The 12,394-nt window shown below is 40.1% G+C and carries 12 protein-coding genes and 9 tRNA genes; 20 read left to right on the top strand and 1 reads right to left on the bottom strand.

Annotated elements, in window-relative coordinates:
- Positions 1-9: 9 nt before the first annotated feature.
- The 19 genes from JHE06_RS06850 to JHE06_RS06760 all read left to right on the top strand — a co-directional run bounded on the left by JHE06_RS06850 (position 10) and on the right by JHE06_RS06760 (position 10,647).
- Positions 10-82, top strand: a tRNA-Val gene (locus JHE06_RS06850).
- A 17-nt stretch (positions 83-99) separates the two neighbouring features.
- Positions 100-175 (top strand) — tRNA-Asp (locus tag JHE06_RS06845).
- 42 nt (positions 176-217) lie between these two features.
- Positions 218-293, top strand: a tRNA-Phe gene (locus tag JHE06_RS06840).
- 12 nt (positions 294-305) lie between these two features.
- Positions 306-389 (top strand) — tRNA-Tyr (locus JHE06_RS06835).
- A 28-nt stretch (positions 390-417) separates the two neighbouring features.
- Positions 418-491: transfer RNA gene (locus JHE06_RS06830), tRNA-Trp, on the top strand.
- A gap of 27 nt (positions 492-518) precedes the next feature.
- Positions 519-591, top strand: a tRNA-His gene (locus JHE06_RS06825).
- Between the two features lie 11 nt (positions 592-602).
- Positions 603-674, top strand: a tRNA-Gln gene (locus tag JHE06_RS06820).
- 35 nt (positions 675-709) lie between these two features.
- Positions 710-780: transfer RNA gene (locus JHE06_RS06815), tRNA-Cys, on the top strand.
- 31 nt (positions 781-811) lie between these two features.
- Positions 812-895 (top strand) — tRNA-Leu (locus JHE06_RS06810).
- Between the two features lie 346 nt (positions 896-1,241).
- A complete protein-coding gene (locus tag JHE06_RS06805) occupies positions 1,242-2,885 on the top strand; it encodes a phosphoenolpyruvate carboxykinase (ATP) (RefSeq protein WP_201088305.1) in 1,644 nt (547 codons plus the stop codon).
- A 104-nt stretch (positions 2,886-2,989) separates the two neighbouring features.
- Positions 2,990-4,411 carry an oxaloacetate decarboxylase subunit alpha gene (locus JHE06_RS06800; RefSeq protein ID WP_201088304.1) on the top strand — a complete coding sequence of 474 codons (1,422 nt, stop codon included), beginning with the start codon at positions 2,990-2,992 and terminating at the stop codon, positions 4,409-4,411.
- Between the two features lie 20 nt (positions 4,412-4,431).
- Complete coding sequence (locus JHE06_RS06795; RefSeq protein ID WP_201088303.1) at positions 4,432-4,710, top strand: OadG family protein; 279 nt, start codon at positions 4,432-4,434, stop codon at positions 4,708-4,710.
- 11 nt (positions 4,711-4,721) lie between these two features.
- Positions 4,722-5,090: a biotin/lipoyl-containing protein gene (locus JHE06_RS06790; protein WP_058918680.1), complete on the top strand. Its 369-nt coding sequence runs from the start codon at positions 4,722-4,724 to the stop codon at positions 5,088-5,090.
- An 18-nt stretch (positions 5,091-5,108) separates the two neighbouring features.
- Positions 5,109-6,239: a sodium ion-translocating decarboxylase subunit beta gene (locus JHE06_RS06785; protein ID WP_201088302.1), complete on the top strand. Its 1,131-nt coding sequence runs from the start codon at positions 5,109-5,111 to the stop codon at positions 6,237-6,239.
- Positions 6,240-6,338: 99 nt separating this feature from the next.
- A complete protein-coding gene (locus JHE06_RS06780) occupies positions 6,339-7,595 on the top strand; it encodes an aminotransferase class I/II-fold pyridoxal phosphate-dependent enzyme (RefSeq protein WP_058918678.1) in 1,257 nt (418 codons plus the stop codon).
- A gap of 123 nt (positions 7,596-7,718) precedes the next feature.
- Complete coding sequence (locus JHE06_RS06775; protein ID WP_058918677.1) at positions 7,719-8,423, top strand: DUF969 domain-containing protein; 705 nt, start codon at positions 7,719-7,721, stop codon at positions 8,421-8,423.
- A 69-nt stretch (positions 8,424-8,492) separates the two neighbouring features.
- Positions 8,493-9,416 carry a DUF979 domain-containing protein gene (locus JHE06_RS06770; RefSeq protein ID WP_058918676.1) on the top strand — a complete coding sequence of 308 codons (924 nt, stop codon included), beginning with the start codon at positions 8,493-8,495 and terminating at the stop codon, positions 9,414-9,416.
- Positions 9,417-9,530: 114 nt separating this feature from the next.
- The gene (pcp, locus tag JHE06_RS06765; RefSeq protein WP_201088301.1) at positions 9,531-10,178 is read left to right on the top strand and encodes a pyroglutamyl-peptidase I; all 648 of its coding nucleotides are present in this window, start codon (positions 9,531-9,533) and stop codon (positions 10,176-10,178) included.
- 1 nt (position 10,179) lies between these two features.
- Entirely contained in the window at positions 10,180-10,647 is a 468-nt protein-coding gene (locus tag JHE06_RS06760; protein WP_058918674.1) for a gamma-glutamylcyclotransferase family protein, read from the top strand.
- A gap of 211 nt (positions 10,648-10,858) precedes the next feature.
- On the opposite strand, the gene JHE06_RS06755 is transcribed toward JHE06_RS06760, so the two are convergent.
- Positions 10,859-11,293: a DUF2188 domain-containing protein gene (locus JHE06_RS06755; RefSeq protein ID WP_201088300.1), complete on the bottom strand. Its 435-nt coding sequence runs from the start codon at positions 11,291-11,293 to the stop codon at positions 10,859-10,861.
- A 203-nt stretch (positions 11,294-11,496) separates the two neighbouring features.
- On the opposite strand from JHE06_RS06755, the gene JHE06_RS06750 reads away from it, so the two are divergent.
- Positions 11,497-12,384, top strand: a complete 888-nt coding sequence (locus tag JHE06_RS06750) for an NAD-dependent epimerase/dehydratase family protein (protein ID WP_058918672.1) — start codon at positions 11,497-11,499, stop codon at positions 12,382-12,384.
- The last annotated feature ends 10 nt before the right edge of the window (positions 12,385-12,394 follow it).

The following is a 12,394-nucleotide window of genomic DNA, read 5'->3' as shown; positions in this document are numbered from 1 at the left end:
AGTCATTTAGGAGGTTTAGCTCAGCTGGGAGAGCATCTGCCTTACAAGCAGAGGGTCAGCGGTTCGATCCCGTTAACCTCCATTGAACAATTTTATAACGGTCTCGTGGTGTAGGGGTTAACATGTCTGCCTGTCACGCAGAAGATCGCGGGTTCGATTCCCGTCGAGACCGCCATTTTTTTAATACAAGCATTACGGAACCGAAAGGTTCGATTATGGCCTGGTAGCTCAGTTGGTAGAGCACTTGATTGAAGCTCAAGGTGTCGGCAGTTCGATTCTGTCCCAGGCCACCATTTTTTTCAACTGGAGGGGTAGCGAAGTGGCTAAACGCGGCGGACTGTAAATCCGCTCCTTCGGGTTCGGCAGTTCGAATCTGCCCCCCTCCACCATTTTTTTTTAAAACCCATCTAAACTGATAGGGATATAGTTTAAAGGTAGAACAATGGTCTCCAAAACCATTAGTGTGGGTTCAATTCCTACTATCCCTGCCATTTTTATATTTAACCTTTTACATTACGGCGATTGTGGCGAAGTGGTTAACGCACCGGATTGTGGTTCCGGCATACGTGGGTTCGATCCCCATCAGTCGCCTTTTTCATTTATGGGCTATAGCCAAGCGGTAAGGCAAGGGACTTTGACTCCCTTATGCGTTGGTTCGAATCCAGCTAGCCCAGTTTTTTAGAATAACCCAACACTCAATTTTAAAGATGGCGGTATAGCCAAGTGGTAAGGCAGAGGTCTGCAAAACCTTCATCACCGGTTCAAATCCGGTTACCGCCTTATCTAATGAATTGCCTGTTGTCAGCATCCTGCCGGCGTGGCGGAATTGGTAGACGCGCTGGACTCAAAATCCTGTGCCCGCGAGGGCGTGCCGGTTCGATTCCGGCCGCCGGTATCCTAAAGTCTCTAACAATCTTCGGTTTGTTGGGGATTTTTTTGTCGTTTTGATCCGGTTATTGTAGAGCAAACAAAAGCGCTATCGAAAGACCGTATGGCGTAGAGAAGAAAGACTTTAAAAGATATGAAAAAGGATTCGTTGTTTTAATGTACTTTTTTATTGCAATTTTTTGATGTTGTTTGCTATGATAAGAGCGAGTAATGGAAGCGCTTCAACCGATGCCGCTCTAATTGTTGAATCTAAAGAAAGGAGGAAATCAGCTTTTTCTTATTACCAGTTAGCTTTATTGCTGTTGCGGCTTTTTTTGAACAGACAACTACTAATGAAATAAGGAGAGGATCGCATGTCAACCAGAGAAACGTTTCAAAAGTCAGAAATTAGAAAAGATAATCCTTTTTTTTCCCCTTTACGAGCAGTAATCGAGACCTCTATGTACGGCAATAATGTGAAAAATGTAACGAGTCTAGATGAAGCATACGAATTAGCGCTTGATGCGCCAGGTACCATCGTAACGGACTTACCAGTAAAATATACGGAAAAATTGGATTTGCCTAAAGATGCAAAAGTTTTAGTCGAAAACGGAGGAGCAGTGGTTGGGAGAACGGCAGCTGCCCGAAGAATCGTAGGGAATAATAAAGATGAAGACGCTAAGTTAGCTGTAATCGTAAGAGAGGCTGTTTATCAGGGGTCTTTGAAAAAACGTTATAAAACAGCTGCTTATGTAGGGTTAGATTCAGAATTCATGGTGAAGGCCCATCTTTCAGTGCCAGAAGGTCAAGAAAACAATTTATATTCTTGGCTGTTAAACTTTCAAGTAACAAACGATTTATACAATAAAATGTATGCCGCTTCTCGTGAAATTGAAGCTGGGGACATTTTTATTTATTCTGATCCTAACTGGCAGCATCCTGATTATCCTCTCGGTTTAGCCTATTTTGATACGGACCACAATGCAGCTATTATTCTGGGCATGAATTATTTCGGCGAACTGAAAAAAGCTACATTGACTTTAGCATGGGGCACAGCTCATCGGATGGGATATGCTTCTTGTCATGGAGGCCAAAAGAAATTCACATTAGCGGATGGAACAAATTATGTCTCGGCTTTCTTTGGATTATCTGGCTCTGGAAAATCTACATTGACGCATGCTAAACACAACCATAAATACCAAATTGAAGTCTTGCATGATGATGCTTTCATTATTTCTTTAACCGATGGGTCTTCCATTGCTCTGGAACCGGCTTACTTTGACAAAACACAAGATTACCCTTCAGATCATGAAGAAGTCGACTATTTTGTTACAGTCCAAAATGTGGCCGTCACGTTAGATGAAAATGGAGAAAAAGTTTTGCTGACGGAAGATTTACGTAATGGAAATGGGCGTACAGTTAAATCGCGTTATTCTACTCCTAACCGTGTTGACCGGTTTGATGAGCCCATTGACGCTATTTATTGGATTATGAAAGATGAAAGTTTGCCGCCCGTTATTAAAGTAGAAGATCCTATTTTAGCAGCGAGCTTTGGAGCGACATTGGCTACTAAACGTTCATCAGCTGAGCGGTTAAAAGAAGGAGTAGACATGGATAAATTAGTAATTGTCCCTTATGCAAATCCTTTCCGTGTTTATCCGTTGGCAGAAGACTATCAACAATTTAAACAGCTTTTTGAAGAGCGAGAAATAGAGTGTTATATTTTGAATACCGGCTTTTTCTTAGATAAAAAAATTACTCCTGCTGTGACACTGAAAAGCATTGAGTCGATTGTTGATGGAACTGCAGAATTTGAGTCTTTTGGCGGAATTGAGCAGATGAGTTATTTAAAAGTAGCAGGTTACGAACCGGATTTCACGGATGAAGCCTATAAACAATTGGCTTTTGATCGCATGCAAATGCGCGTAGAACACATACAAGAAAAAAACGCAGCAGATGGAATGGATGTTTTACCTGATGAAGCATTGAAAGCGTTGGAAAAAATTATTGATCGCTGACCAGACTGTTTCAATTGCTCAGAAGTTATCAAGTATGACATGAAAACGAAATAAATTGTGCGCTTTCTAACTTCTTTTTTACTCTGAACAGGAGTGATTTTAAAATGACAGAAAAATACTTGGAAATTACAGAAACGGTTTTACGAGATGCTCATCAAAGCTTGATGGCCACTCGTATGACGACGGATGAAATGCTGCCCATTATTGAAAAGATGGATCGCGTCGGCTATTATTCACTCGAATGTTGGGGTGGTGCTACTTTTGATGCAGCTATTCGTTTCTTAGATGAAGATCCCTGGGAAAGGCTGCGTGAGATCAAAAAAAGAGCTCCGCAAACAAAACTGCAAATGTTATTGAGAGGCCAAAACCTATTGGGGTATCGTCATTATGCAGATGATATTGTAGACAAATTTGTTGAAAAAGCTAGTGAAAACGGAATCGATGTATTTCGTATTTTCGATGCTTTAAATGATACGCGTAACCTGGAGGCTTCTTTGAAAGCGGTCAAGAGACATGGCGGCCACGCGGAGTTGACGATTTGCTATACGATCAGTGAGGTCCATACGATTGATTACTATGCCGCACTAGCGGATCAATTGCAGCAAATGGGGGCAGATTCCATTTGCCTTAAAGATATGGCTGGCATCCTAACTCCTTATACAGCTGAAAAGCTGGTTAAAAGATTAAAAGAAGTGCTGACTATTCCGCTGAGTCTTCACACTCATGCGACCAGCGGAATTTCACAAATGACTTATTTTAAAGCGGTGGAAGCTGGAGTGGATAGAATCGATACAGCCATTTCGCCTTTTTCAGAAGGAACAAGCCAGCCTCCAACTGAATCAATGGTGCTTTCTTTAAATGAAGGAAACGTAAAAACAAGAGTAGACGTTGCATTGCTGGAAGAGATTGCTGACTATTTCAAACCGATACGAGACCATTATTTGGCTTCCGGCATATTGAACCCTAAGATGATGGGTGTTGACCCTAAAGCTTTATTATACCAAGTGCCAGGTGGAATGTTGTCTAATTTGTACGGCCAGTTAGAACAAGCAAAAGCCACTGATAAATACGATCAGGTATTAAAAGAAGTACCAAAAGTCAGAGAAGATTTAGGGTACCCGCCTTTAGTCACCCCGATGAGCCAAATGGTGGGAACACAAGCAGTTTTTAATGTATTGGCAGGGGAAAGATACCAAATGGTGCCAAATGAAATCAAAGAATACTTGCGAGGTTCTTATGGGCAAAGCCCGGTACCTGTTAAAGAAGCTTTTCGGAAAAAGATCATCAAAAATGAAGAAGTCATAACCGATCGGGCAGCTAATCATCTTTCACCGGAATTTGACCGCTTAAAAGCTGAATTAGGAGATTTGGCAAAAAAAGATGAAGATGTCCTAACGTATGCTATGTTTCCTCAAGTCGGGAAAGCTTTCCTTGAAAAGAAATACTCCCAAGTAAAGGGCAGCTCAATGGCAAGTAAAAAGGAACAACCAGAAAACAAGGCAATCAAAATAATTGCGGTGATGTAAGATGTAAAGGAGGAAACATCATGCGTTTTACTTTAATAGATGGAGTCGTGGTCACTATAACCAGCCTCGTCATGGTTTTTTTAGCCTTGATCATTCTGCTGTTCACTATTGAACTAATCCATTACATGGTTAAACGTACGGGGAAAAAAGAACCGGCAGTAACAACACTTGCGGGAATTCAGGTTTTAGCAAAAGATGAAGAAACAGAGTTAGTAGCTGCTTTAATGGCGCTGGTTTTGGCTAATGAAGATCAACAAAATAAAAGCTATCAAATAACTGAGATCAAAAGAATTCGTTAGGGGTGTTGGGAATGAAACAATATGAAATTCAAGTAAATGGCAAAGTTTACCACGTTTCAGTTAAAGAACTTTCTGAATCATCAGATGTAACGCCAACCACATCTCAAGAAACAATCAAAGAAGCAGAGTCTGCTGTTGCAAGTCCCGAGACGGTAGCTAAACCAGCTTCAAATAGGGAAGTAGCTGCTCCTATACCGGGAACGATTTTATCTCTAGCGGTAAAAAAAGGACAGTCTGTAAAAGCTGGCGAAGTTTTGTGTGTTTTGGAAGCGATGAAAATGGAAAACGAAATAGTGGCGCCTCAAAGCGGAATCATTTCAAGTATTCCTATCCAAGTAAATCAAGCTGTGGAAGCCGGGGATGTTTTGGTGGTGCTCTAAAGTATTGGAGGAATTCATATGTTGGATGCTCTGAACGAAATGCTCAGAACTTCAGGTTTTGCGAATTTGTCTTACAAAGAACTGATCATGCTGGTGTTAGCTTGTTTTTTCCTATATTTGGCAATACAAAAAGGGTACGAACCCTACCTGCTGATCCCAATTGCTTTTGGCATGCTTTTAGTCAATTTGCCTTTAGCAGGTTTAATGTCGGCTCCCTTGAATGGAGAAAACGGCGGTTTATTGTACTACATTTACCAAGGAATCGATTTAGGAATCTTCCCGCCTTTGATTTTCCTTTGTTTAGGTGCTGCTACAGACTTTGGACCGCTGATCGCTAATCCCAAAACGCTACTATTAGGCGGAGCTGCTCAAATTGGGATCTTTGTTGCATTTTTTGGCGCATTGATTTTCGGAATGACGCCTCAAGAAGCTGCGTCGATTGGAATTATCGGGGGTGCAGATGGGCCGACCGCCATTTATTTAACGACCCGATTGGCCCCTCATTTATTATCTACGATTGCTATTGTTGCTTACTCTTATATGGCTTTGATTCCGATTATTCAGCCTCCGATCATCCGGCTGTTAACGACCAAGAAAGAACGCAAAATAAAAATGGAACAGTTGCGCGAAGTATCTAAAAAAGAAAAAATCATTTTTCCAATAGTGACGACATTAGTTGTCAGTTTGGTGGTGCCTTCAGCTACACCTTTGATCGGAATGTTGATGTTGGGAAACCTGGTGAAAGAAAGCGGTCAAGTACCGAAAATAACCGAAACCCTGCAAAATGCTTTTATGTACATCGTAACAATTTTATTAGGATTGTCCGTTGGTGCAAAAGCGAGCGGGGATGTCTTTTTAACGATTGAAACATTGCAAATCATTATTTTAGGTCTAGTGGCATTTTCAATCGGAACAGCAGGTGGAGTTTTAATGGGGAAAGTCATGAACAAATGGTCAGGAGGAAAAATCAATCCAATGATCGGTGCTGCCGGAGTATCAGCTGTCCCTATGGCCGCACGTGTTGTACAAAAAGAAGGAGTTAAAGCAAACCCTGCTAATTTTCTATTGATGCACGCCATGGGACCCAATGTAGCCGGGGTGATTGGTTCTGCCATAGCGGCTGGAGTGTTATTATCGTTTTTGAATTAGCGCCTTATAACATGACGAGCAGAAATTATTTTTGATATCTCTTGGAAACTCCGCTATACTTTTCTAAAGTAGTTAAATAAAAGCAAAGGTGTTGAAAAGATGGATTTATCAAGAGAAGCAGCAACCAACCGTATTGCTGAATTAGAAAAAGAATACCAGCACTATCTTAAGAGCCCTATGAACTTAACGATTACGCGAGGTGTTCCCGGTAAAGAACAATTAGCTTTGTCCGAACCGATGTTAGGTTTATTAAACAAACCGGAAGACTTTATCAGTCAGGAAACCATCGATATTCGTAATTATGGAGAATTAACCGGGATTTATGAGGCGAAAAAATTGTTTTCTGAACTTTTAGGTGCAGGAATAGAAGAAACCGTCATCGGCGGGAACTCTAGTTTAAGTCTGATGTATTTGGTATTAACAACGAAATTTTTTATGGGGGAACACCCTTGGCAAGCAGAAGAAAAAGTGAAATTTCTTTGCCCCAGTCCTGGATACGATCGTCACTTTTCAATGACTGAACATTTAGGAATTGAAATGATACCGGTAGAGATGGACGAAAACGGGCCTAAGATGGATGAAGTGGAACGTTTAGTGAGCAATGATGCTGCAATAAAAGGAATTTGGTGCGTTCCGACTTATAGCAATCCAACGGGTGTAACGTATTCGGATGAGGTGGTTGATCGGTTAGCAACAATGACAACCAAAGCTCCAGATTTTACTATTCTGTGGGACAACGCTTATCTCGTCCATCATTTAACCGATGTGCATGAAACAGCAAAAAACATATTGACTACTTGTAAGACAGTTGGAAATGCAGATCGAGTCTGGATGTTTTGCTCAACTTCTAAAATAACGTTCCCGGGAGCTGGAGTTGCAGCATTAGCTGCTTCAAAAGCAAACGTTGCATTGATTGCTGATGAACTATCGTATCAAACGATTGGTTATGATAAATTAAACCAAATGCGGCATGTAAAGTTCTTACAAAATCCTGAACAAGTAGCGGCTCATATGGCCAAACACGCTGCAATTTTAAAACCAAAATTTGATTTGATCAAAGAAAAATTGCATGAACGGTTTGACGGAAAACCATTAGTCGAATGGACGGAACCTGCTGGAGGCTATTTTGTTCACCTTACGACATTAGACGGCTGTGCGACCAAAATAGTGGCTGCTTTAGACAAAATCGGAGTGAAAGTAACAAATGCAGGGGCTACGTATCCATATGGAAAAAATCCGCGGGACAACAGCATTCGCCTTGCGCCGACACCAGTAGCATTAGCTGACTTGGATCAAGCAATGAATGCGATTGGTTTGTGTATCGAATTAGTCAGTTTAGAAAAAATGTACTCATAAAACCAAAATGAATAAGAAGATAAAAAGAGACGCAGCTTTTTCATAATTAAGGTTGCATCTCTTTTTAATTGTGCGTATAATCGGAAACAGATTAAAAAAAGATAAGAAAAGAAGGAGAAGTTTATGGAAATCATTAAATTAATTGGGATTTTGATCATTGTAGTAGGTTTCATTTTAAAATTTGATACCATTGCGGTCGTATTGATTGCAGCATTGGCTACTGCTTTAGTTTCAGGGATCTCATTGACAGATTTTTTAGTTTTGTTAGGAGATGCATTTGTTTCTAACCGACTAGTAACGTTATTTTTACTTACTTTACCGATGATTGGATTAACCGAACGGTTTGGGTTGCGTCAACAGGCAGTTAAGTTGATAGAAAAGATGAAGGGACTGACACCAGGCCGCTTTTTATCTTTATACATGGTTATTCGTGAATTAGCCGGATTTTTTTCTGTCCGTGTTCAAGGCCACACACAATTTATCCGTCCATTAGTTGAGCCGATGACTCAAGCAGCTGCTGAAACAAAATACGGCGAAATCAGTGATGAAGATATCGAGCGAATCAAAGCACGTTCGGCTGCAACTGAAAATTACGGAAACTTTTTTGCACAAAATACTTTTATTGCAGCAGCCGGTGTTTTATTGATTGCAGGTACTTTGGAATCTCTAGGATATAAAGTATCAGCTGTAGCGATTGCTCAAGCTTCTATTCCAATTGCGTTGATTATGTTGGTGATGGTAGCTGGATCAAATATTTTATTTGACCGAAAACTGCAACGAAAATACGGCAAAAAAACCAGCTTGCCAACGCAAAAGGAGGAAAAATAACCCATGGATACCATTGTAACGAATATATTAGAATTTTTCTCTAATATGAATGATTTATTGATGATCAATATGGATGCCATTGTAACGAATATATTAGAATTTTTCTTTATCGTGATTGGTTTATTGCTGATTTATACAGCTAGTAAAGTTTTTAGAGATGTAAACCATCCAACACGTTTTGGTACAGCATTGTTCTGGCTTTTATTAGGAATCGTATTTGCTTTTGGAAACTTCATACCAGCCATGATAGATGGCGTATTGATTATGGTGATGGGTGTACTGACATTGTTTAAACAAGTTCGTCTAGGAGAAGTTAAGACTGTGGATGAAGACAAAGCCTTAGAAGCTAGTGACCGTTTAGGCAATAAAATTTTCATTCCGGTTATTGCTTTAGCAGTGGTGGCCGTTCCAATTGCACAATTTACACCACTTGGCGGACAAGTCGGAATCGGAATAGGGGCAGTTGTTTCCTTACTGATTGCTATTTTCTTAACCAAATCAAAACCCAAAATGGTTTTGGATGAAGGCGATCGGATGATCCAGCAAGTCGGTACGACGGGTATTTTGCCTCAATTATTGGCAGCATTAGGCGTTATTTTTACAGCAGCAGGTGTTGGGGATGTTATCGCAAGTGGAATTTCTACCTTTATACCGGAAGGCAATCGGCTATTAGGTGTTATCGCTTATGTGTTAGGAATGGTTATTTTTACAATGATCATGGGAAATGGATTTGCCGCTTTTACCGTTATTACAGCTGGAATCGGGCTGCCTTTTGTTATTGCACAAGGGGGCGATCCAGTTATCGCAGGGGCTTTGGCTTTGACTGCTGGTTTTTGTGGAACGTTGCTAACACCGATGGCTGCTAACTTTAATGCTTTACCAGCTGCTTTATTAGAAATGAAAAACCCGAATGGGGTTATTAAAGAACAAGCACCCTTTGCCATTATTATGATCGTGGTTCATATTGTATTGATGTACTTCTGGGCATTTTAAAAAAAGTATAATAATAAAACCATTCATTAAATAAAACCTGTTAATTTTGCTAATTAAAAGTAAATATGGTAAATTTCATAAAGTAGGGAACAATTGAAAGGAGTACGACATTACATGAAACTATTAGTAACCGGTTTTGATCCATTTGGCGGCGAAGAAATCAATCCAGCTCTTGAAGCGGTCAAAGGTTTAGAGGATACCATTAAAGGTGCAGAAATCAAAAAATTAGAAATTCCGACAGTATTTGGCAAAGCAGCTGAAGTTGTTAAAGCAGCTATTGATGAATTTAACCCAGACGTTGTTTTAAACGTCGGACAAGCAGGAGGACGATTTGCACTTACTCCTGAACGGGTAGCTATCAATATTGATGATGCCCGTATCCCAGACAATGAAGGCAATCAGCCGATTGATGAAGCGATCCAAGAAGAAGGAAATGCAGCATATTTCACTCAATTGCCTGTTAAAGCAATGGTAACAGCCATTAAAGCAGCCGGTTTACCTGGAGCCGTTTCTAACACAGCTGGAACATTTGTCTGCAATCATATCATGTATCAAGTTCAGTATTTAATTGATACAAAATATCCGGAAATCAAAGGCGGATTCATTCATGTGCCTTTTATCCCTGAACAAGTAGTAGATAAAGCGGATCAACCGTTTATGAATTTGACTGATATGACAAAAGGATTGACAGCTGCAATAGAAGCAATCGTCGCATTTGACGGCAAAGAAGATTTAAAAGAAGTAGGAGGAGCGATTCACTAAGATGCAAGCAGAAGTTATCCGTCCAGTTTTTGTCTATGGCAGTTTAAAAGCTGGCGAATTTAATTATAAACGTTATTTAGATGGCAAAGTGCTCACCGCTGAACCAAAGTGTGCCCGCATAAAAGGCTCACTTTATGATATGCCGTATAAAGGGTATCCAGCTCTTCTGGTTGAAGAGTTCAGTACGGATTGGGTATATGGCGAAATCTTTGAACTGCTGGATTATGAAGCAACCTTGTCTCAATTAGACGGTTTAGAAGGTTACCATGGAGCAAATCATCCAGCTAATGAATACGAACGCAGTGTTGTGACAGTCGAAGTCTGGCAGGAACAGGCTAAGGAGTTTGTAGCTCAGGAAGTTTTTGTTTATCTTTACCGAATAGAAAATGACGCTCTATTTACTCAACAAGCCGAAGTAATGAAAGACGGCATTTGGCGGCCAAGCGTGACGAACGAAGCTGTTCAGTAGCCGAAAATTTCCCTGTAGAATAGAAAATAGCACCAGAAGAGCAACTTTCTTCTAGTGCTATTTTTTATGCAGCAAATTTAGGGAGCCTGTTTCTTCAGCTACTACTTCATGAAGCAGACAGCCGCTAGTTCATGCAGTTAAAACAAAAAAAGCACTTCCTAGGTGCGTGTCAGCAACGCTGATCAAGGAAGTACTTTTCTGCTTTGAAAACTTATTTTTCTTTGGTTCCATCTTTTTTATAAATGATTACTTTTGTGTCTTTATTTGCAGCAATTTCTTTGGCACGCGAAACAGCTTTTATTTTCTGATCATAAGTGTCGCTGGGGCGTTTAGCGTCTTTGGTTTTGACAGCCCAATGGTCTTCATCATAAAAAACCTCAACAGGATTATCCAATAAATCCGGATTGGCGCTAGAAGTGTCATGAGAATCATTCTTTTTAGGGTTTGACTCTTTCTTTAGCTCCTTCTTTTCTTTATCACTGGCATTTTCTATCCATTCTTTAGCTTGAGAAATAGCGATAGGGATAGCTCGATCGTCTTTGTAGCCATTTGCCAGTAGTGCATTAGCAATATCAATGGTTTTTTTGCGGAGCAAAGGGTCGAAATTTTTTAATGAAGCAGGGTAATCATTCATGTCCCATGGCATAGTTATCATCCTTTCAAATGCTTTCATATTTTGTGCTTAATTTAGTTATAACACTCTAAACAGAGTGGGGCAAACAATAAAGCTTTTAAAGCTGTTAGAGATTCGTCAGTGAAGCAGATGCTATTTTTCACCGGATTAAGCCGTGATTCCGTTTCTTAATAATGGTATAGTAAGACAGAAGATAAAGAGAAAGGAGCGAAACCATGAAAAAGATACTCGTTTTTGGCGGAACACGATTTTTTGGCAAAAAGGCTGTTGAATTGCTGCTTGAAAAAAATTATGAAGTAACCATTGCTACGCGCGGAATCCACTCAGATGACTTTGGAGATCAGGTCAATCGGATCATTATTGATCGGGCAGACGGAAATCATAAAGGATGGTCGGCGCTTCAACAAGAAACGTGGGATGTGGTCTTAGATAATATCTGCTTTACAAAAGAAGATGCCGATTTGATTCTTGAAAAATTGAATGGGAAAATCCGACATTATTTTTTAACTTCTACTTTAGCTGTTTATGAAGGAGAAAAATCAGGTTATAGCGAAACTGATTTTGATCCCTGGAATTATCAGATAGATCCAAAGAAAGAAGTTACCTATGGAGAAGGCAAACGACAAGCTGAAGCAGTTTTGTTTCAACAAGCCCGCTTCCCAGTAGTTGCATTAAGAATTCCGATCGTGTTAGATACAGACGATTATACAGAACGTTTGCATTTTTATATCCGCAAAGTACTGCAAGAAAAGCCGATTTACTTTTATCAAAAAGATGCTAAAACAAGCTTTATTAAAGGAAGCGAAGCAGCTAAAGCAATCGTATGGTTGATCGAAAATAAAAAAAGCGGAATCTACAATGCGAGCGCTGACCAGGCTATCTCTATTGCTGCTTTTGTTGATTGGTTAGAAGAAAGCCTAGCCCAAAAAGCATATGTGTCCTATACAAATGATCAAGAGAATCAATCGCCGTTTAGTGTATCTCATGATTATTACCTAAAGGTCGCTAAAATTGAAGCAGAAGGTTTCCCAACAAGCAACTTAATAGATTGGTTAAAACCCTTGATGATCCAATTGAAAAAAACAATCGAGTCAGAAGAATAGAAAGAGGCTA

The sequence above is a fragment of the Carnobacterium sp. CS13 genome, from assembly GCF_016653495.1.
Lineage (GTDB): Bacteria > Bacillota > Bacilli > Lactobacillales > Carnobacteriaceae > Carnobacterium_A > Carnobacterium_A antarcticum.
Note: the sequence above shows the minus strand (reverse complement) of the source record. Positions and strands in the feature narration are given on the sequence as shown.